General features: G+C 58.3%; 25 protein-coding genes. 13 read left to right on the forward strand and 12 right to left on the reverse strand.

Translation table 11 applies throughout. The annotated features are described in order from the left end of the window. Positions 1 to 11 precede the first annotated feature (11 nt). Both Q8N04_17135 and Q8N04_17140 read left to right on the forward strand, forming a co-directional pair. Positions 12 to 1034: an NAD-dependent epimerase gene (locus Q8N04_17135; protein MDP3092400.1), complete on the forward strand. Its 1023-nt coding sequence runs from the start codon at positions 12 to 14 to the stop codon at positions 1032 to 1034. A gap of 26 nt (positions 1035 to 1060) precedes the next feature. Next, positions 1061 to 1438, forward strand: coding sequence for a nuclear transport factor 2 family protein (locus Q8N04_17140; GenBank protein MDP3092401.1), 378 nt, complete (start codon positions 1061 to 1063; stop codon positions 1436 to 1438). A 48-nt stretch (positions 1439 to 1486) separates the two neighbouring features. On the opposite strand, the gene Q8N04_17145 is transcribed toward Q8N04_17140, so the two are convergent. Both Q8N04_17145 and Q8N04_17150 read right to left on the reverse strand, forming a co-directional pair. Beyond that, positions 1487 to 2038 carry a hypothetical protein gene (locus Q8N04_17145; GenBank protein MDP3092402.1) on the reverse strand — a complete coding sequence of 184 codons (552 nt, stop codon included), beginning with the start codon at positions 2036 to 2038 and terminating at the stop codon, positions 1487 to 1489. Between the two features lie 187 nt (positions 2039 to 2225). Next, positions 2226 to 2906 carry an HAD family phosphatase gene (locus tag Q8N04_17150; GenBank protein ID MDP3092403.1) on the reverse strand — a complete coding sequence of 227 codons (681 nt, stop codon included), beginning with the start codon at positions 2904 to 2906 and terminating at the stop codon, positions 2226 to 2228. Between the two features lie 189 nt (positions 2907 to 3095). Here Q8N04_17150 and Q8N04_17155 point away from each other — a divergent pair, with 189 nt between their 5' ends. Next, a complete protein-coding gene (locus Q8N04_17155; protein ID MDP3092404.1) occupies positions 3096 to 5108 on the forward strand; it encodes a cation:proton antiporter in 2013 nt (670 codons plus the stop codon). Here the strand turns inward: Q8N04_17155 and Q8N04_17160 are convergent. Further along, positions 5105 to 5776: a S16 family serine protease gene (locus Q8N04_17160; GenBank protein ID MDP3092405.1), complete on the reverse strand. Its 672-nt coding sequence runs from the start codon at positions 5774 to 5776 to the stop codon at positions 5105 to 5107. The genes Q8N04_17155 and Q8N04_17160 overlap by 4 nt on opposite strands. Next, positions 5764 to 6852: an aromatic ring-hydroxylating dioxygenase subunit alpha gene (locus tag Q8N04_17165; protein ID MDP3092406.1), complete on the reverse strand. Its 1089-nt coding sequence runs from the start codon at positions 6850 to 6852 to the stop codon at positions 5764 to 5766. The genes Q8N04_17160 and Q8N04_17165 overlap by 13 nt, the downstream gene beginning before the upstream one ends. A gap of 183 nt (positions 6853 to 7035) precedes the next feature. Here Q8N04_17165 and Q8N04_17170 point away from each other — a divergent pair, with 183 nt between their 5' ends. The 5 genes from Q8N04_17170 (at position 7036) to nth (ending at position 10379) form a co-directional block, all read left to right on the forward strand. Continuing rightward, on the forward strand, positions 7036 to 7560 hold the full coding sequence (locus tag Q8N04_17170) for a DsrE/DsrF/DrsH-like family protein (GenBank protein ID MDP3092407.1): 525 nt from the start codon (positions 7036 to 7038) through the stop codon (positions 7558 to 7560). 26 nt (positions 7561 to 7586) lie between these two features. Further along, positions 7587 to 7829 carry a sulfurtransferase TusA family protein gene (locus Q8N04_17175; GenBank protein MDP3092408.1) on the forward strand — a complete coding sequence of 81 codons (243 nt, stop codon included), beginning with the start codon at positions 7587 to 7589 and terminating at the stop codon, positions 7827 to 7829. Positions 7830 to 7917: 88 nt separating this feature from the next. Then, entirely contained in the window at positions 7918 to 9411 is a 1494-nt protein-coding gene (gene ftcD, locus Q8N04_17180; protein ID MDP3092409.1) for a glutamate formimidoyltransferase, read from the forward strand. A 50-nt stretch (positions 9412 to 9461) separates the two neighbouring features. Further along, positions 9462 to 9656: a 30S ribosomal protein S21 gene (rpsU, locus tag Q8N04_17185; protein MDP3092410.1), complete on the forward strand. Its 195-nt coding sequence runs from the start codon at positions 9462 to 9464 to the stop codon at positions 9654 to 9656. Positions 9657 to 9719: 63 nt separating this feature from the next. After that, positions 9720 to 10379, forward strand: a complete 660-nt coding sequence (nth, locus tag Q8N04_17190) for an endonuclease III (GenBank protein ID MDP3092411.1) — start codon at positions 9720 to 9722, stop codon at positions 10377 to 10379. On the opposite strand, the gene Q8N04_17195 is transcribed toward nth, so the two are convergent. Together Q8N04_17195 and Q8N04_17200 are read right to left on the reverse strand one after the other, a co-directional pair. Next, the gene (locus tag Q8N04_17195) at positions 10376 to 10795 is read right to left on the reverse strand and encodes a hypothetical protein (protein ID MDP3092412.1); all 420 of its coding nucleotides are present in this window, start codon (positions 10793 to 10795) and stop codon (positions 10376 to 10378) included. The genes nth and Q8N04_17195 overlap by 4 nt on opposite strands. A gap of 7 nt (positions 10796 to 10802) precedes the next feature. Beyond that, entirely contained in the window at positions 10803 to 11159 is a 357-nt protein-coding gene (locus Q8N04_17200) for a hypothetical protein (GenBank protein MDP3092413.1), read from the reverse strand. 119 nt (positions 11160 to 11278) lie between these two features. Between Q8N04_17200 and Q8N04_17205 the strand changes: the two genes are divergently transcribed. Both Q8N04_17205 and polA read left to right on the forward strand, forming a co-directional pair. Next, positions 11279 to 11710, forward strand: a complete 432-nt coding sequence (locus Q8N04_17205) for a PGPGW domain-containing protein (GenBank protein ID MDP3092414.1) — start codon at positions 11279 to 11281, stop codon at positions 11708 to 11710. Between the two features lie 6 nt (positions 11711 to 11716). Then, on the forward strand, positions 11717 to 14371 hold the full coding sequence (polA, locus tag Q8N04_17210; protein ID MDP3092415.1) for a DNA polymerase I: 2655 nt from the start codon (positions 11717 to 11719) through the stop codon (positions 14369 to 14371). Positions 14372 to 14378: 7 nt separating this feature from the next. Here polA and Q8N04_17215 read toward each other — a convergent pair whose 3' ends face one another. Next, on the reverse strand, positions 14379 to 14579 hold the full coding sequence (locus Q8N04_17215) for a hypothetical protein (protein ID MDP3092416.1): 201 nt from the start codon (positions 14577 to 14579) through the stop codon (positions 14379 to 14381). A 476-nt stretch (positions 14580 to 15055) separates the two neighbouring features. Between Q8N04_17215 and Q8N04_17220 the strand changes: the two genes are divergently transcribed. The 3 genes from Q8N04_17220 (at position 15056) to Q8N04_17230 (ending at position 16742) form a co-directional block, all read left to right on the forward strand. Beyond that, entirely contained in the window at positions 15056 to 15385 is a 330-nt protein-coding gene (locus Q8N04_17220) for a hypothetical protein (GenBank protein ID MDP3092417.1), read from the forward strand. Positions 15386 to 15485: 100 nt separating this feature from the next. Then, positions 15486 to 15743, forward strand: coding sequence for a hypothetical protein (locus Q8N04_17225; GenBank protein ID MDP3092418.1), 258 nt, complete (start codon positions 15486 to 15488; stop codon positions 15741 to 15743). Positions 15744 to 15809: 66 nt separating this feature from the next. Next, entirely contained in the window at positions 15810 to 16742 is a 933-nt protein-coding gene (locus Q8N04_17230; GenBank protein MDP3092419.1) for a DUF2007 domain-containing protein, read from the forward strand. Between the two features lie 302 nt (positions 16743 to 17044). On the opposite strand, the gene Q8N04_17235 is transcribed toward Q8N04_17230, so the two are convergent. From Q8N04_17235 to Q8N04_17255, 5 genes are read right to left on the reverse strand one after another with little or no spacing between them, the layout of a single operon-like run. Further along, positions 17045 to 17266, reverse strand: a complete 222-nt coding sequence (locus tag Q8N04_17235) for a type II toxin-antitoxin system HicB family antitoxin (GenBank protein ID MDP3092420.1) — start codon at positions 17264 to 17266, stop codon at positions 17045 to 17047. Further along, positions 17263 to 17523, reverse strand: a complete 261-nt coding sequence (locus Q8N04_17240; GenBank protein MDP3092421.1) for a type II toxin-antitoxin system HicA family toxin — start codon at positions 17521 to 17523, stop codon at positions 17263 to 17265. The genes Q8N04_17235 and Q8N04_17240 overlap by 4 nt, the downstream gene beginning before the upstream one ends. 25 nt (positions 17524 to 17548) lie before the next feature. Then, positions 17549 to 18490, reverse strand: coding sequence for an SUMF1/EgtB/PvdO family nonheme iron enzyme (locus Q8N04_17245; GenBank protein ID MDP3092422.1), 942 nt, complete (start codon positions 18488 to 18490; stop codon positions 17549 to 17551). 19 nt (positions 18491 to 18509) lie between these two features. Further along, on the reverse strand, positions 18510 to 19100 hold the full coding sequence (locus Q8N04_17250; GenBank protein ID MDP3092423.1) for a hypothetical protein: 591 nt from the start codon (positions 19098 to 19100) through the stop codon (positions 18510 to 18512). 50 nt (positions 19101 to 19150) lie between these two features. Continuing rightward, complete coding sequence (locus tag Q8N04_17255; protein MDP3092424.1) at positions 19151 to 20149, reverse strand: zinc-dependent alcohol dehydrogenase family protein; 999 nt, start codon at positions 20147 to 20149, stop codon at positions 19151 to 19153. Positions 20150 to 20189 lie beyond the last annotated feature (40 nt).

Genomic DNA, 20189 nt, shown 5'->3' on the forward strand with positions numbered 1-20189 from the left:
AGTGCATGCGAATGGCTGGAGCACCATCCCCGATTCTTGTCACCGGCGTGGCCGGATTCATCGGTTTCCACGTGGCCCAGCGCTTACTGGCGCGCGGCGAACAGGTCATCGGCCTGGATATCGTCAATGACTACTATGATGTCCGCCTGAAGGAGGCGCGCCTGGCCCAACTGGCCAACGCCAGCGGCCATCGCTTTCTCAAACTGAATTTGGCCGATCGCGCAGGCATGAAGGCGCTCTTTGCCGATCACGGAATCAAGCGCGTGGTGCATCTGGCCGCCCAAGCCGGCGTCCGCTACTCGCTGATCAATCCCCACGCCTATACCGAGAGCAACATCGAAGGCTTCATGAACATTCTGGAAGGATGCCGGCACGCCAAGGTCGACCATCTGGTCTACGCCTCCTCCAGTTCCGTCTACGGCGGAAATACCCATATGCCGTTCTCGATCCACGATAACGTCGACCATCCGGTCTCGCTCTATGCCGCGAGCAAGAAGGCTAACGAGCTCATGGCCCATTGCTACGCGCATCTGTATCGCATCCCCTGCACCGGCCTGCGCTTCTTTACCGTCTATGGCCCCTGGGGACGCCCGGATATGGCTCTGTTTATTTTCACCAAGGCGATTCTCGAAGGAAAACCGATCGAGGTCTTCAATCACGGAAAAATGAAACGCGATTTCACCTACGTAGACGACATTGTCGAGGGCATCATCCGTACCCTCGATCATCCGGCGACACCGAACCCGGCTTGGACCGGCGAGCAACCGGATCCCGGCACCAGTTCGGCTCCGGCACGGGTCTATAATATCGGCAACCACCAACCGGTAGAGCTGCTCCATTTTATCGAAGTGTTGGAAGACGCCCTGGGCAAGAAGGCGGAGAAACAGCTCGTGCCTTTGCAGCCTGGTGATGTGCCGGCGACCTATGCGGACATCGACGACCTGGCCAATGATGTGGGATTCAAACCCGCGACACCGATCGAAGAAGGCATTCCCCGCTTCGTGAAGTGGTATCGGGAGTTCTATAAAGCCTGAGCCGGGTGATTTCCCCTGTTGCCAGGATGGTCACGAAAGGACTGAAGCTGCCGCTCTCACCCGACGACATTCGCAACCGCGTCGACCGGTATTTCGCCGCTTGGCGTGCCCTGGATCCCACGGCCTGGACGGCCTGTTTCGCCGTCGATGCGATCAGTCACGAACCCTATGGGGCCACACCCGTGCAGGGGCATACCGCATTGAAGACGGTCTTTCACACCATTGCCAGCGCCCTGCAGGAAGTCACCATCCACGCACAGGAGATACACATCGCCCACAATCGTGCGGCGGTTGTCTTTCATGGCCAAGGGATCGGGAAGAACGGAAAGCCGGTCGAGGTACACGGGATCGACGTGTTCGAGTTCAACGAGGCCGGAAACATTCAGACGCTCTGGGCCTACTGAGACCCCGCCACGGTCCTGGCGAAACTGCGCGGCTAATCCGGTCGGCTGCTACTGACAACCGACCGGGATAAACCCTGACCCAAAAATTCTTGCCAACGCGGCATACCGCGCTTGATCGTAGAACGAGTAACTGGCGCCCCGCTGGTTTTGTCCACTCGGATCACCGCCATAGGATGGATCAGAACCAAAGAAAAATCCGCCTCTGGTTCTTTCATTCAACCGGACCCATTCCCAAAACATCCCGCAGATGTCACCGCGATTTCCCGTCGCTGAGGCATGCCAGTCTTTGGCCCAATCCGGCACATTCTGCGCTCCGCTGACAGGCCCATATCCCTGCGACACAGGAGCCAGGATGGGCGGATTGCCGATCGAGCGGGGAATCAGCGGCATGTTGTCCAATGAAGGAACCACCGACAACGGCTTCAGCGTCATCGGCCGGCAACCGGGTTTTTCTTTATTCGTGTACACCGACGTCCCGTCGGCTTGGGGACATTCCCACGTCTGGGACGGCTCCGACGGAGGCGGAGTATCACTCTGCGCAGGGCTTACCGCAGCAAACGTGACGAGCGTAATGACTGGCAGCATCTGGTACAGGCCCATAGAACACCTCCGGGAAAGATTGTGACCGCGCACCGGACGCCCGTGAGAACCAAGATGCGAGTCGCACTGTAATAAATACAGTCTACGCAAGGAGGGCCGCGGGAGTCTATGCCACTTTGGAGGGGGAATCGCATATCTGGAGCGGATTTTCAGCGATTGAGTGCGCGAGATTGAACACTCGTCGGCCTCAGGGAAATTGCCGGAGAAACGGCCCGGGATCGACGCCGGCCAATGAGGGCATGACGCGATCCGCCTCGCCCAATTCATCGAGGTGGTAGGTCGTCGCCAGCGCGAGCACAGGCATCCCGGCCGCGCGGGCCGCGCGAATGCCGGCCTTCGAGTCTTCAATGACCAGGCACTCGTCGGCCCCCAACGGAGGCCGAACGACGTCGTTCAACCGCTTCAACGTCAACAGATAGATAGCCGGATCAGGTTTCCCGACCGAACAATCCTCTGCCGATACGATGAGTTCAATGGCCCGTTCGTTCACCGTCCCGCGAAGGGCCCGATCAATCTGCTCGCGCCGGCCACCGGAGGCGATCGCCAGATGACACAGCCGCCGGGCGGCTTGCACAAACTCAATCACGCCGGGAAACAGTTCCGGTTGCTGTGCGCGGGGATGGAGCCGGAACAACTCGGCCTTCCGCTCCTGAATCCGCTGGACCAACCCGGCGTCACTCTTTCCATCGCGCGCCGTGAGGAGAAGCGCGGTGCAGGTCCGTTCATCCATTCCCAGATACGTCCCGTAATACTCGGCTTTGGAAAGCGTCAGGTCGAATTCTTGGAGCGCCTGACAGAAACACCCCACATGGGTCGTCTCATCGTCCGCGATGACGCCGTTAAAATCGAACAAGATCGCGCGAATCATTCGATTCCTTTCCTCACTCCCCGGGCCACTCTACGCATCTCCGATAAGTCGGACAAGAAGCTTTACCTTGTTCGGGACCCTCCGCTGAGGTATTCTCCGCTCTGAATCATGTGAATCGTGAGGCGCGCTCCGCACGGGATGATCAAGCTCCCCGCCTGACTTTTCACACCCAATCCGGCAGCCTATCGCATGACCGACTACAGCGTTCTCAGCAATCTGCTCGTCATCTTCACGGTGTCCATTGCCGTCGTGTTTGTCTTTCATCAATTCCGGCTCCCGTCGATCGCGGGATTTCTGGTGGCCGGGGCACTGATCGGCCCCCACGGATTCAATCTGATCTCCGACTCCAGTACGGTTCAAGTACTGGCCGAGATCGGCGTGGTCCTACTGCTCTTCACGATCGGCATCGAATTTTCGCTCGTGCAGCTGGCTTCGCTGCGGCGCCTGCTCTTTATTGCCGCGCCGATTCAGGTTGGAGGCGTCATCGCCATCGTCTGGGCCGGAGCGACGCTCGCCGGTGTGCCATGGCAACAAGGCATCTTCTGGGGCTTCCTCCTCTCCCTCAGCAGCACCGCGATCGTCTTGAAAGCCCTCGCGGCGAACGGTGAAAGCGAATCGCTCCACGGCCGCGCGACGATCGGCATACTCGTGTTCCAGGACCTGGCCGTTGTCCCGATGATCCTCCTCGCGCCGATCCTGTCCAGCCCCAGTGAAGGAGCCGCGCTCTCCATTCTCCTCACGCTCGGGAAATCTGTGATAGTCGTCGGTCTCGTCGTAGCCGCTGCGTGGTATCTCGTACCGAAACTCCTCGAGCACATTGTCCGGAGCCGCAGCCGCGAACTCTTTCTGCTCACGATCATCGTGCTCTGCCTCGGCATCGCCTGGCTAACCTCGCTCGGCGGTCTCTCGCTGGCGCTGGGCGCCTTCATCGCGGGGCTCGTCATCTCTGAGTCGGAATTCAGCCACCAGGCCATGGCAGAAGTGTTGCCGTTTCGGGACAGCTTCAACAGCCTGTTCTTCGTGTCCATCGGTATTCTTATGGATTGGCGAATCTTGCTCGAATATCCTGTCGTGGTCACCGGCCTCCTTGCTGCCATCCTCGTAATCAAGTTTGTGACAGGGACCGGAGCCGTCCTCGCCGTCGCCATCCCTCCACGTTCAGCCGTCATGGCTGGCGTGGCCCTCGCCCAGGTCGGCGAATTCAGCTTCATCCTCGCGCAAGTTGGACAAGAAAATAAGTTGCTGACCGGCGCCCCCTATCAAGTGTTTCTGGCCGTCTCCGTCTGTTCGATGATTATTACTCCGTTCCTCATGCAATGGTCCCCGCATCTCGCCCGCCGGGCCGAAGCGATGCAGCGGCTCCGCCACTGGTTCCCCGGCCGGACGACGGCCCACGTGCTCGAAGCGGAAGGCCGGCATCTCCGGATCAAGGACCACGTGATCATCGTGGGATATGGTTTGAACGGGCGCAACCTCGCGCGAGTGCTGGGCGAAACCGAAGTGCCCTATATCGCGCTGGATCTCGATGGCGATACGGTCCAACGGGAAACCAAGCATGGACTCCCGCTGTACTACGGCGATGCGACCAATCCGAACGTGCTCCGCCATGTGAAGATCGAAGATGCACGTGTGCTGGTCGTCGCGATCTCCGATCCCTTCATGGCCAGACGCACCGTCCAAGTCGCCAGAGGCTTGAATCCGAAACTCCACATCGTAGTACGGACCCGCTACCTGCGGGAGCTGGAAGAACTCCATCAACTCGGGGCCGATGACGTGGTGCCGGAGGAATTCGAGACGTCGATTGAAATCTTCGCCCTGGTCCTCCGCACCTACAACATGCCGCAGGAATTCGTCATGCGGAAGGCCGAGCAAGTGCGCCGGGAAGGCTACGCTCTGCTGCGCCGGAACGACTTGCCGGAACTGGCGCATCATCTCCGCGGCGGAACACTCAGCGATGTGGAAGTAGAGACCTGCCGGATTGAAGACGGCTCGCCGGCGGCCGGGAAACTGCTTTCCCAGCTTTCGTTGCGACCACGGACCGGAGCCTCGGTCATTGCCTGGACCAGAGCGGGAATCACCGAATCAAACCCGTCGGAAAAAACCAAACTGCTCCCCGGCGATATTGTGGTCCTGCTCGGTTCCCGTGCTCAGATCCGCCGGGCTATGGAACTCATCCTCCCGACTGAATCGAAAGAACGTTAGCGCCCGCCCCCGGTCATCGCCTCGTACGCCTCAGCCAACGTACGAACCTGAATCAGCGCGATGCGCAATCGAGCCGCCGCTTCTTCACCTTGAGGCCAATCCGAGGTATAGGGTTGATGGCGTGAGATCACCAACGATCGATATTGCCCCCCGGCAGCCGCCTCCAGCTTGCTTGGCAAGCCGCCCACGACATCGATCCGCCCATCCGGCGTAATCACGCCGGACACCGCGATATCCGACCTCAGGGCATCGCCTCTATAGGCAGCCAGAATGCCGACCGCAATGGCACCGCTCGAACTTCGACCGTCCGTCACAGCCGTCACCGCCCGGTTCTTCAATGTGATCCGCCAATCATGTCCGTCCTCTCCCACGAGCCTGGCGACGGCCTGCACGGCATGGCGTACTCCGTCTTTCCACTCCTCACCCACCAGAGAACCTCCGCCCAGATTGATTTCATTGAAATCAAGGACGGGACCGTGCTGAACAGGAATTCGCTCAAATTGAATCAAGACCTGATTGATCACGCCAGGCAAGCCGTCGGTCCGCACACCCAGCGTGGGAACGGACACAATCCGTGCGGCTTGAGCGGCGACCGGAGCGGGACACCCTATTGAGGCAAGACTGACAAGCAACCCGAGATAGACGAGGAAGAACCCTAGCTTCGCCATCGCAGCGTAACAGGTCCTTTGAGTGGATGCTCGAACGGTTGTCCGGTCTGGAGCGACGCGACATGGGCCGCTTTCAACTTGTGATACCACTTGGCCTGCTGATCGGCATCGCCGACCAGACGGAACGGCGGCTTGTGCTTGAGCCCGATCGACTGGCGGTCCATCGCCACCTTGTCCTGCGCCAGAAAGCCCTTGGCGAAATATCTGAAAATCGACTTGCCGAACGGCAGCCAACGGAAGGCATTCCAGGCCGCACAGAAATCCATGCGGGTTTCGTGTTCGGTAATCGGCGTCATCAAGACCCGGATCGAGACCCACAGCGAACCGCATTGGATGAACTCATACCGCTGATTGGGCAACACGAAATCGATGGTGGTGCGTAATTCTCCCCCGGAAACCCACTTCAACAATTGATACGGCGGACTGTTTTTCGACGGCGCATGGCCGATCATCCGGAACCCGTTCGGGATCGGTTCAAAGGTCTTCGCTTTGTCGTGCTGGCTGGCGGGCTTCCGCCACAAACCGCTCTGATGCACATAGGGGCCATGCGCCGGATCCATCAACCCCACCACGCCGTCATCGAGCGTGCTGGACAACATCTGTGAATGCTGGAACATCAGATAGGGGCTCGAAGGAAGGGGATGTCGCATCAACGGAGGAATCGGTCGATCGGGATAACGGCTGTCCGCCATATAAACCCAGATATACCCGTCCTGGTCCTGACAGGGATAGGACGTGACGCAGATCTTCTTCGGATCGATCGGGGAATCGCTCACCAGGGACGGAATCGCCGTGCACCGTCCATCCGTCCCGAATTGCCAGCCGTGGTAGTAACACTCCACCCGATCCCCATCCATCCGCCCGAAGGATAGGGGCATCCCCCGATGGGGACAGAGATCGAGCATCGCAAAGACGCCGCCGTCTTTGGTACGACAGAGAAGAATCGGCGTGCTCAGCAGTACCACGCCCTTCATGGCGCCAGGGGCCACATCGGAACTGGGCGCGGCCGCATACCAGAAGCCCAGCAGCGGAGGACTGCGTAGCGGCGTCGTATCCTGTTCGAGAACGGTGCTCATGGGATGGCAGTATCCAACGTCTGGTCAAAACCCGATCGGCTGGGACTATAGCCAGCCGCACGAGTGCGGTCAAGCGCGTTGCCTTGACAAGAAAAAGATACGGAGACTATAGTCAAAACACCTTGAAAACAGCGGCTGTTCGCATCGCACGGTCATATCACGCAGATTGAGGCACCCATGCAGATGACGCAGATAGAACCTTCCGCCACATTGGCGCAACTGCAAGAAACGAAACCCGACAAGGTGACCATTGTCCTCTTGAGCGGCGATTTGGATCGCGCGATGGCCGCGTTCATCATCGCCACCGGCGCCGCCGCAATGGGCATGCAGGTCACCGTCTTCTTCACCTTCTGGGGATTGAATACGATCCGCAAGAAAGGGGCCACCAGCTCGGCCAAAGACTGGCTCCGCCGCATGTTCGGCATGCTGAACAAGGGAGGCGCCGACAATCTCCCCCTCTCACGATTCCACTTCGGCGGTCTCGGCACGAGCATGATGAAACTCGTCATGAAACAGAACCGGATGCCGGGAGTTCCCGAGCTGATGGAGACGGCACTGGATTTGGGCGTGCGGTTCATCGCCTGCACCACGACGATGGGCCTCATGGGCATTACGAAAGACACGTTGATCGACGGAATCGATCAATTCGCCGGGGTCACGACTTACTTGGCGGAGGCCAAGCAGGGTAGCGTCAACCTCTTTATATAAATCGATCACAGACGGAGATACCGACGATGCAGGCTGATGTGAAGCTCGATACACTCGGATACTTTTGCCCCATGCCGATTATTCTGACTTCGAAGAAGATCAAGGAACTCACCCTCGGGCAGGTGCTCGAGGTGGTATCCGACGACGAAGGCATCAAGAAAGATATGCCCGCCTGGTGCGACACGACGGGACATCAACTGGTCGGCATGGAAGAAGAGCAGGCCACGTCAGGCCGGATCTATAAAGCCTTCGTCAAGAAGACCAAGTAACCGCACGACGGCTTCGCAGGCGAAGCCATAGAAAGCCGGAGGGAACGTGAACCTCCGGCTTTTTCGTTTCCGGACGATGAGAGCGTTGATGGGAAAGATCATCGAGTGCATCCCCAATTTCAGCGAAGGCCGGAATCCCGCCACCGTTCAGGCGCTGATCGCAGCGGTGGAATCGGTCCCGGGCGTCTGGCTGTTGGATCGGACGAGCGATCCCGATCACCATCGGTCTGTGTTGACCTTTGCCGGCGATCCCGATGCGGTCCTGGAAGCGGCGTTTCAAGCAATACAAATCGCGACGAAGCTGATTGATCTGCGTAACCACACGGGAGTCCATCCACGCATCGGGGCGACGGATGTCGTTCCCTTTGTCCCAATCCAGGGCACGACAATGGAAGACTGTGTGCAGCTCGGCCTCCGACTGGGCGAACGGATAGGAACCGAACTGCTGATCCCGGTGTTTCTGTATGAGCAGGCGGCTGGCCATCCGGACCGAACCAGGCTGGAAACGATCCGACGGGGAGCACTGTCCGGGCTGGGAGCGAGAATGGCGACCGACCAAAACTGGCGCCCGGACTTCGGACCCGCCCGTCTCCATGACACGGCGGGAGCTATTGTGATCGGCGCCAGGCCCCCCCTCATTGCCTTCAATGTGAATCTGAAGACCCCCGATCTCACGATCGCGAAGGCCATGGCGCGCACGATCCGGCACTCCAACGGCGGCCTGCCCTGCGTCAAAGCGATTGGAGTGGCGCTGGCCAGCCGCGGACTCGTGCAAGTCTCGATGAATCTGACCGACTACCATGTCACATCAATGGCCGCAGCCTTCCGTGGAGTGCAAGCCGAGGCAGCCAAGGTCGGTGTGGAGATCGTCGAGAGCGAACTGATCGGTCTCGTTCCCCAAGCCGCGCTGGATCAGGCCGCTGCGTCGCTCTTACAGATCGTGAACTTCGACTCCACTCAAATTCTGGAAACAAGACTGGCGGCCGCCCAGGGCGCCCGGCCCGACCCCGGATCGGAATCAACCATCAGTGAGTTTCTCTATGCCCTGTCGGCCCCCACGCCGGCACCGGCCGGCGGCGCGGTCGCAGCACTGGCGGGAGCCCTCGCGGCATCTTTGGGCACCATGGGAGCACGAATCGGGAAGCAGTCGACGGCCGAGCAATCCCTCAACAGCCTTAGTCAAAAACTGGCGGCCTTGATGCAGAACGACTGCGCGGCCTATGCCGCAGTCTCACAAGCCCGACGCCTCCCCGCGGATCACGCTGACCGTCCACAGCTTCTCTCAACGGCCCTTGAGCAAGCGACCGAGGTTCCGCTCACAATCGCGGAACTCGCCTGCGAAGCAGGACTGACGATCGCCGCCATTCGACAGTCTCTGTCACCGGCAGTGCAATCGGATCTCACTGTTGGAATGATCTGCGCGATCGCCGCGACCGAAGCCGGACTGCATACCGCACAAACCAACGTAAAACTGCAACGAAATCAGTCTGTTGCTGCAAATCATGCGCGCCGAATGACCAAGATCGCCAACGGTCTTGAGGAACTCAGGGGGCTATGCTACACTCCGCCGCCTAGTACGTAGTGTCATGGGTGCAGACAGGCACGGCCTGAGAAAGTGGAAAGTCGGACCGGATGGAAATTAAAGTTTTCAATAACAACGTTGAAAAAGCTCTGAAGGTTGCCAAGAAGAAGCTGGCAGGCGAAGGTTTGTTCCGCGAACTGAAGCGTCGCCGTTTCTATGAAAAGCCGAGCGTCAGAAAGAAAGCGAAACTGCGCGAAGCTCAACGCCGCCGTCAGAAGTGGTTGTCCAAGCGGAAGCCTGAGTAGCTGATCGTTCACTCGAGCGCTCTCCTCGGTCAGCATTCCCCCACTCCACGCTAGTCGGACCAGATGCGTCAGGATCAGATCCATGCCGCCATCAGGATCGTCAGGCGAGAGATCCGTCAATGGCAGGAACCGGTTGTGGGGGTCGTGGCGCGAGAGTCGAACCGCGATCCGTTCCGTATTCTGATTTCCTGCCTCCTCAGCCTCCGCACCAAAGACAAAACCACCGGTGAAGCCAGCGAGCGGCTGTTTGCCTTAGCGCACAAACCCGCCCCGATGCTGACGCTTCCGCTCGAAACGATAGAACAGGCCATCTATCCGGTCTGCTTCTACCGGACGAAAGCCAAATCCATTCATCAGATCTGTCAGCGGCTCTTGGAAACGTACGGCGGAGTCGTGCCCGATTCCATCGACGAATTGGTCACGCTCTCAGGGGTAGGACGAAAGACCGCCAACCTGGTCGTCACGGTGGGCTACGGCAAACCAGGCATCTGCGTCGATATTCACGTGCACCGGATCAGCAACCGCTGGGGCTACATCAAGACCAAGACTCCTGACGAGAGCGAAGAGGCGTTGCGCCGGAAACTCCCTCCGCAACATTGGATCACCTTCAACGATCTCCTGGTGCCCTTCGGGCAGAACCTCTGCCAACCGGTCTCTCCCTGGTGCAGCAAGTGCAAACTGAAGGACTATTGCGATCGGGTGGGAGTAGAGAAATCCCGCTAAATAAACAACTTCGTCTCCGCCTCGGCGGTCAAACTTAAAATGGCGGGGAGCCCGAGAACTTCATCGACCTTGGCCTCAACCGCCTGGCCGTCCACGCCCATGTATTCCAGGCCGGCGCTACAGGCGATCAGGCGAAAGTGGCCGACCTGCTTGGCATCGTGAAACATTTCGGAAATCTTCGGAACCTGCTTCTCTTTCAACAAGCGTGCGACTTCCACGGCAGAGTCCGCATACTCCGGGGGAAAGTCGATCTGATCGATCTTCCCTTCGGCCAGTTTCTTGATCGTCCAGAACAACAGCACGACGATCACGTCTTTGCCCATCGCGGCAGCCGTCATGCCGAGCGTCGCGACTTGATGCAACTTGTCGTAGGTGGCGTTATGGGCAAAGATGACAAACTTGGGCTTCTTCGACATAAGACCGTTACTTCTTCTTGGCGCGGGCTTTCACGCTGTTAATATAATCGGCAATGGCCGCGTCCACTTCGGCAGACACCAGCGGACGGTCGTGGGTTTCGCTTTCATCGACGAGATACTTGTCATGATCCTTTTCTTGCCGAACCACCACCGTATTCTCCGGCGTCACTTCAATCATCATGAACCACTCTTTGGCCCCCTGCGTGATCACGACCTCTTTCCCAAGCCCCTTCTTACTGACTTCGATCTGAAGCTCATCGCTCTCGGCGGCCAGAGACAGACCGGAAACCGGTCCGCCGCCGAAGAGCAGACACAGCAGCAGAACAGGGAGAAACCGCCAGGGCATGAGGGGACGGAGGGCCATACAGGACTCACTCGCTCCGGAAATGCTGCGCCATTATATGACGCCGTCCTTTCCGAGGTAAACCATGCAAGCCCCAGCCCTTCCGGTTGAGAGGATCCCCGTGCTAGGATCCCTCCCCCATGGATGCCATTCTTGCGACCATTACACAATATGTCCCAGTCCACGTGCTCATCTGGCTGACGGTCGGCTCGTTGATCGGGTTCATCGGTACCCTGATTGCCATCCCCTTCATCATGGTGCGCCTGCCGGAAGACTATTTCGATACGCGCACCCCGCGGCACTGGATGAAAGATCATCACCCGGTCCTGCGATTGGTCGGACTGATCGTCAAGAACGCCATCGGCGCCGTATTCCTCCTGGCCGGATTCGCCATGCTGTTCCTGCCCGGCCAGGGAATTCTGACCATGCTCATCGGTATCTCGCTCCTGGATTTTCCTGGGAAGCGGAAACTGGAAGCGAAAATCGTCGGCCAGCACACCGTGTTGCAGGCCCTCAACGCGATTCGCGCGAAGTTCGGCAAACCACCCCTGACCCTCGCGCCGGATTCGTAAACCGCTATGACGACTGACTCCAGCCGCAAGACGCTCTATCTGATCGATGGGAGCGCTTACATCTATCGCGCCTTCTTTGCCCTCCCCGCCCTGAATAATTCCAAGGGCCTCCAGACGAACGCGGTCTATGGCTTCATGACCACGCTCCTGAAGATCCTGCGTGAGCGGAAGCCGGACGGGATCGTCGTCGCATTCGATGAGCGGGGTCCGACACTGCGCCACCAGGAGTTTAAAGAATACAAAGCCCAGCGGCCCCCGATGCCCGACGGTATGAGCGCACAAATCCCCTATATCCATCAGGCCGTCGAAGCCTTGAACATTCCCGCCGTCAAGCAGGCCGGCTACGAGGCGGACGACCTGATCGGCACGCTCGCCAAGAAAGCAGAGCGCGCCGGCGATGACGTCGTGATCGTCACCGGCGACAAGGACATGCTGCAGCTCGTCACGCCGCACATCCGCATCTACGACCCGGTGAAAGATAAATGGTCCGGCGAAGCCGAATGCGTGGAGAAGTTCGGCGTCGAACCGGCGCGGGTCATCGAGATTATGGGGCTCATGGGCGATGCCTCGGACAACATCCCCGGCGTCAAAGGTATCGGTGAAAAAACGGCAATCAAGCTCATCGCGCAGTTCGGCACCATCGACGAATTGCTCCGCCGCGTCGAGGAAGTCACGCCGCCCCGCATCAAAGCGATGCTGATCGAACAGGCCGACAACGCCCGGCTCAGCCGCAAGCTCGCGACCATCGACGTGAACAGCCCGGTCGAATTCGACGCGGAGGCCTTCCGGGTCAAGCCGCCGCACCAGGATCAACTCACCGACCTGCTCCGCGAACTGGAATTCACCGCCCTGCTGAAGACGCTTCAACCGGCAACCAAGCCACCGGAGACTCCGGCGGCAGCACTCACGATCATCCAAGACGAGCCCTCCGCAGAACGGTTCGTCAAAAGCCTTCCAGTAGGAAGTCCGCTCGCCGTGCAATGCCTGCTCTCAGGCGGGGCCAGCGTCAGTGCCGACGTGCTCGGGTTCGCGCTCTCATCGGGAGGCCACACCGCCTTTTTCCCGCTCGACGTGCATACCTACATGCGCCCGATCACGACCCTGTTGCATGACCAGACGCGCACCAAGGTCGTCCATGACCTGAAAGCCACGCTGCTCGCGTTCCATCGCATCGGCGTCACCGTCGCCGGCCCCTATCTCGATACGATGGTCGCAGACTATCTGCTCAACCCCAATCGCCGCGACCACAGCCTCGCTACCATTGCGATGGAGGCAGTCGGCCATCGCCTGGGCGAATCCCGCCCCGAAGCCAAGGCGCCGCAATCGCTCTTCGATGAAGATACCGGCTCGCGCGATGAAGCCGCCGAACAGGCCACCGTGCTGGCCCAGCTGGCCCCGGTGATGATCGAGCGACTGACCGCCCAGGGCAGCCTGAAACTCTTCCATGAGATTGAAATGCCGCTCGTGCCGGTGCTGGCCGAGATCGAACGAAACGGTTTCCTGCTCGACGTCGAGGGGCTCAAGGTATTGAGCAAGGAATTGGAGCACGAGCTCGACAAGATGATGGAGACCATCGCTGGCCTGGCGGGCGGCGAGTTCAACATCAATTCGCCGAAACAGCTGGCAGTCATACTTTTCGAGAAACTCGGCCTTAAGCCAGGCCGCAAGACCAAGACCGGCTATTCGACCGACGAAGACACGCTTACGCAGCTCGCAACCCAGCACGATTTACCTGCGCAGATCCTGACCTATCGCAGCATCAGCAAACTCAAATCGACCTACGTCGATGCCTTGCCGGAACTCGTGAATCCCGAAACCAAGCGGCTCCACACATCGCTCAATCAAACCGTCGCCGCGACCGGCCGGCTGTCATCGACCGATCCTAATCTGCAGAACATTCCGGTCAAGGGCGACTACGGTCTGCGCATTCGCGAAGCCTTCATCGCGCCGAAAGGTCATACCCTGCTCTGCGCCGACTATAGTCAGATCGAACCGCGCATTCTCGCGCATTTGTCGCAGGATCCGCGCTTGCTCGAAGTGTTCGAGAAAGGCGAAGACATTCACATGGCGACGGCCATGGATATTTTCCACCTCCCCGCTTCGCAGATCACGCGCGAGATGCGACGCGCGGCCAAGAGCGTCGTCTTCGGCATCGTTTACGGCATCAGCCCCTTCGGCCTCTCGCAGAACATCGGCGTGCCACAGGCGGAAGCCAAGAAATATATCGAGACCTATTTTGAAAAATATGCCGGCGTGCGCGCCCTGATGGATCGGAATATCGCCGAAGGCAAAGAGAAAGGTTTCACCACCACAATACTGGGACGGCGGCGGCCGATTCCAGAACTGCAGAGCGGTGATCCGGTGCAGCGCGGCTTCGGGGAACGCATGGCGGTGAACAGTCCCATCCAGGGTTCAGCCGCCGACTTGATCAAAGTCGCCATGATCAATGTGAGCAAGGCCCTCCATCACGAGATGCCGCACACGAAGATGATCCTCCAGGTCCATGACGAATTGATTTTCGAAGTGCCTGAAAGAGAATTGGACGAAGCCAAGCGGCTGGTGAAACACGAGATGGAAGGCGTCGGCAAGCAACTGAAACTCTCCGTCCCGCTCAAAGTCGATCTCGGCACCGGCCACAACTGGCGCGTCGCGCATCCATAACCATAGATCAGGAAAAGGCCTCAAGCAGTTCGACATCTTTCTTGAGGAGCTGATTAACCAAGTCTCCGACTTCCGTGTGCTTTTTCTTGGCAATCCGTTCGAGTTGCCGGTGGACTTTGGCATCAAGATAAACGGGGAAGTGCAGGGCCGCGGCCTTCCGAAAAAACTTTCCTCGCACGCCCTTTGAAAAATCGTACTCTCGTTTCATTTACGTCCTCCTGTACTGTTTAGTCTCGTTTCTTGTCGCCTTACGGGCTGAGATGATACGAACTCTGGCACCATCAGCGGCTTCATCGAAGGTGTGACACACAACCAATACCGTGTCGGCTGTGTCTAGTCCCAATGTGGCCCACCGATCTTCATGGCCACTATGTTTCTCGTCAAATTCAGAAAGCGCTTCCGAGTCGAGAAATACTGTGGCCGCTCGCTCGAAAGCAATTCCGTGCTTCCGAATGTTTTGCCGAGCTTTGGCGGGATCCCACTCAAATTTATACCGAAACAGTTTAGCCACGCGGTTATTATTTCATAAACTCGCGGTGAGGCCAAGAAGTGTTGCTTGAAGCAATTGATGCACTATTTCCAAGCATTCGCCAGAGCTCAGAATTCCTGGCGCACGTCCCACCTATGGGACGAGGTTGAAGACGATCACATAGCCTGTCAGACTGTGCCCACTTCGGTGACCACATGAAGACCGCAACTGTCAGACAATTTCGCGATCGCGCCACCAGTCTCCTCAAGCAGGATGAGCCGATCATAGTCACAAGACACGGAAAGATCGTGGGGTTCTTCCTACCAGCCGCCGGCGAGGCCCTCCCGTCCGAAATCAAGGAAGACCTGTTCTCGACCCTGACCGATGAGATTCGGGCTTCGATGAAGAGCCATCGTCTCACCGAGGCCGCCATCCTTGCCGACTTCGAGAAAACCAGAACAGCTCGTCGCCGACGCTCACCCGAATCTGTCCGCATGGCTCAAAGAAAAGCAAAGCAACGAGTGAAGCATGAGTGGCGGGCATGATAAAGCACTTGGGGCTATCCATGCCGCTCAAAGTCGATCTCGGCACCGGCCACAACCGGCGCGTCGCGCATCCATAACCATAAGCTGAGTGAGGTGACCTATGCAGAACGCACGTCTTTCAATAGCGTGGCTGATCACGGGCGTAAGCCTTGGCGCATTGGGACTCCTGCTGCTCATGGGGCAGCCGTTCACCGCGAAGGCGCAAGAGCAGAAACAGTTTCAGTACAGAATCGTTGAGGTGCTTCCTGACACGCAGAATATGCAATCCAAGCTGAACGAGTTTGGATCAAGCGGGTGGGAGCTGGTGGCGGCCTCGATGGGAAACATGACGGAGCCGAGGTTGATTTTTAAGAAGTGAGAGGGCTCAGCATATATAAGGAATTCCGGTGAACCCTGGCGAGCGACCAGGAGAAGTGAGGCGGGCATGAAAAAAGTCTTCGTCTCTCAGAACTTAGTCGAAATAGAAATGCTTAAAGAGCGCCTTGAACGGGCAGGCATCCCCTGCACGATCAAGAACCAGCGTTCATCCAGTCTCGCCGGAGAGGTCCCATTTACAGAAGTCTTCCCCGAGTTGTGGGTAGTACGAGACATAGACAACGATCAGGCTCTTGAGCTGATTGAGGAACCATCGGCTTTCGATATGCCCAGCCAGAACGGGTGGGCCTGTGCTGCATGTGGAGAGCATCACGATGGCCAGTTTGGGACTTGCTGGAAGTGCGGCAGAGAAAGAGGCCCAGATTCCAAAGCCGCGCACCCCCCTTCTCCAGATCCAGACTCACCGAATCCATTGCCGCTAGTTCCAGATGTTGTGAGAGGCTTTCTTCTAGGTGCCCTCTTCACTGTAGCTGGGTTTGCCCTCTGGAATTACCTGTCGCTGACAGGTACCCCTTATGATCGCAATGGAGATGGCAAAGACGATGTTATTTATGAATACCTGGGGCGAGTTCTGCAGAGCATAACGTATGACAACAATTTCGATGGATTCTTCGAAACTAGGTCCATCTTCAACCGTAATGGAGATGTGGTCAGCACGGAGATCGACCGTAATCGGGACGGAAAACCTGATGTAATCGGACACAATACCTTGGGCAAGCTAGATTTCGTCGAGATCATCGATCTAGAAACCGGGAAAGTCAGAAAACGGATGTATTACAATCTCGACATGAAGACTCGAGAGGAATTCGATCAGGATGGTGATGGAGCACTTGAGACAGTAACGCAGTTTGACGAGTATGAGAATTCTCTTCTTAAGGAAGGTCTGATTAATTCCCGCTTTCGATCAGTCAGTGGCAGAAAATCGGGGAATTCCACTGATTCCCGTCCGCAATTTCGAATTAATCAGACCTTCCTTAAATGATAACCCTATGCTCATCAGTAAGAATGCTGACGACTGACTACTCCACCTCCGGCAACTCTCCGTACACCGACTCCACCACGTTCTTCATTTCCTCGTCGGACACCGGGATGTTGTAGATTTCTTCGCCGGCTTCCTACATCGACTTCAGATCGAGCCTCGTGCCCGTTACGAGGTCTTCACCTTTACCGAGTTTACCTTTGACGGCATAAGGCCTTCGAGGGAGAGCGCAAGGCAAGACATGTCTGCCGCGGCTAGGATGGTATGCGCGCCGAGATGCGCCTGAAGGTGTTCGCCAAGCAGGCCTAAGCGCCAGTCTGATAGATGGCGGGACGATAGCGGGGTTTCGGAATAGGCTTCCGCTCGGCACGGGCGGCAGCCAGCCACGCGCGCTTCGCGATTTCGGCCTGCTTCAACGCCTCAGCCGGCGTCTTGCCGAACGCCGAACAGGCTTCAAGGTCAGGAATGTCGGCAATGTACCCGCCGTCCGCCTTGCTGTAAAAAATGTTGATGTGGTAATGCGTCATGATTCCTCGCCCGGCTGCAATTCTAGATCATAGCGTTCCACGATCTCAAGCAACTGGCGAACCTGATACGGCTTGGCTTTTCCATCGACTTCTTGAAGATTGACCAGTTCGCGGACATGGGAATGTACGAAAATATGGTGGCTCCCCCTTGTGCGCGAAAGACGAAATCCAAACGCCTTTACAAGAGTGACCGCTTCACTAAAGCGAAGATTCTTTGAGCCACCCAGTGCTTTCGCCAGCAGCTTTCTCTTATTCATCCCCTCCGCCCACCTTAAGAAGCCACTATGGCAGGATCGGCTGCGCCGGCGTGGTCTCCGGCGCGGCGCCGTCTTTCGCATCGCGGGCGCAGCGGACACCCATCCAGTTCATCGAGGTCTTGGGGTCCGTGCCGTTGCGTTGTGAGACCCGCACGCTCGGCGTGCTGTCGATCCAGCCTCCGCCACGGAACGCCTTCTGCGAGCCCTTGTCCGGCCCCTTGGGATTCTTGTCCGGTGCGGTTTTGTAATAGTCCTTATCGTACCAGTCGGCCACCCACTCGGCGACGTTGCCGGCCATCTGAAACACGCCATACGGGCTCGCGGCGTTGTCGTACTTGAATACGGAGATGATCGGGGGATAGAGCAAGAGCCGCTCGGGGCGATCGCGCACCGGACCTGACAGGCCGGTCCGGCCGAAGTTCGCCCGCGATAGTCCGGCCATCTCGTTGCCCCATGGATAAATGCGGCTATCCGTCGCGCCCCGCGCCGCCTTTTCCCATTCGGCCTCAGTCGGCAACCGCTTCCCCGCCCACTTGCAGTACTCATCGGCTTCGTACCACGTTACGTGCATGATGGGATGCGACACCATGGTGTCTTGAAAGTTGCCACCGTCAAACTTCCAATCCACTTGAGGTGGACGATTGGTCGCCAAGACGAATTTCAAATATTGGACGGTCGTCACTTCGTATTTATCGATGTCATAGGCATCAAGGTAGATCGAGCGCTGCGGCATCTCCACCAGATAGGCGTTCTTATCCGTTTTCTTATCACTGCCCATCGTGAACGGCCCCGCCGGAATATGGACCATGTCGTCGTACGCCGGCAGCTTGATGCGTTCGGCGGCCAACTTGCGCCCCTCTGCCGTCCACTCCTGCTTCACATCGCCCACATCCATCGCCCATGCCGATCCAGCGGCTCCCACCAAACCTGCTATCCAGACTGCACTGATGAACCCTGTCTTTCTCACGATCCGGCCTCCTTGCATGCTACATCCCCGGTTCAATCTTCTCCGGCTCCGCACCTTTATTGAAATCTTCCAATGGCTGAAAGTTCAGCGGGAGCTGGAAGAGGTAATCTGTCACCGCCCGTAGCTTCACATGTTGGTATTCCACGATCCAACTCCCGTCCTTCTTTGCCAGCTTCATAGGGAAACGAATGTCCGTCGCCAGCCACTGATAATAGACCTCGGTACGCTCTCCGTGCTTCGTCACGACTTCATAGAGGATCGTCGGATGGCCCTCGCGGACTTCCTGCCCGATTTCCTCGCGGGACACTTCCCCGTCCAACTTCTCCGTCACCCACAAATCCTGATCCGCGCTGTAGGGTATGGTCTTGAAATGTTTCATCCGTGACAGCAGCATCCACACCACTTGCTTGTCTTTGCGCACAATGCTGACATTGACCGGCCCCATCGTGTGGTGCTCGATGCGCCACATGTTATCGCGGTAATAGATGTTGGCTTTGCCCGTGCGGCCGTCGATCTTGGTGATGCGATCGGCGGTAAACTCCAGAGCCCAGGCGGCTCCGCCGAAGCCGATCCCCAGGGTGACGATCAGTGCTGAAATGATGTGACGCATAGCCGTTCAATCTACCTAATCTACATTGTTGATTGCTAGATGGTGCCGAGTCAGATCGTGAGGACGGCGGCGCCTTGAAACGATCCAGCCTTGAGCGCTTGCAGCGCCTGATTGGCTTGCAGCAAGGGAAAGCGGACGGTATGGGGTTTGATCGGAATGGCGGCTGCTTCGCGCAACAGCTCAATGCCGTCCTGGCGCGTATTGGCCGTGACGCTGCGCAAGACACGCTCCCCGAAAATGTCGCGATCGTAGTTCAGTGACGGAATCGGCGACATGTGGATACCGGCCAGTGCGAGGGTGCCGCCCCGCTCCAATGCGCGTAAGGCCGGAGGCACCAGCTCGCCCGCCGGCGCAAAGATGATCGACCCATGAAGCTTGTCAGGCGGCTCATCGTGCGCGCCGCCGACCCACGCAGCACCCAACTCGCGCGCCAGCGCCTGGTGCTCGGCCTTGAGCGAGCTGACGTACACCTGACACCCCCAATGATGCGCGATCTGGATCGCGATATGCGCGGAGGCGCCGAACCCGTAGAGCCCAAGCCGCTGGCCTGGCTTGATGCCGCTCAATCGCAACGCGCGATAGCCGATGATGCCGGCGCAGAGCAGCGGCGCCGCTTCGTCATCGGTAAAGCCCGGCGGGATGGGATAGGCAAACCGCGCCGGCACGACTGCATATTCCGCATAGCCGCCGTCGACTTGATAGCCGGTAAATCGCGCCTTCAGGCATAAATTCTCCCGCTCACTCGTGCAGAACTCGCAGGCCCCGCAAGTCCCTTGGAGCCAGGCGATCCCGACGCGATCGCCCGTGCGAATCTCCGTCACCCCGACCCCCAGTCGCGCGACCGTGCCGACGACCTGATGACCCGGCACCAGCGGCCACTTCACATCGGCTAGCTCTCCCTCGATGACATGCAGATCGGTGCGGCAGACTGCGCAGACATGCACCTTCACCAGCACTTCGCCAGGACCCGGCAGCGGCATGGGGATGTCGCGAAGCTGCAACGGGCTGCCCGCCACATCTCCGACATGGTCGAGGACCATGGCCTTCATAAACTCTCCGATGAATCGCGATAGGTAAGTGCCCCGGCCG

Origin of the sequence: Nitrospira sp. (assembly GCA_030692565.1) — a bacterium.
Taxonomy (GTDB): domain Bacteria; phylum Nitrospirota; class Nitrospiria; order Nitrospirales; family Nitrospiraceae; genus Nitrospira_D.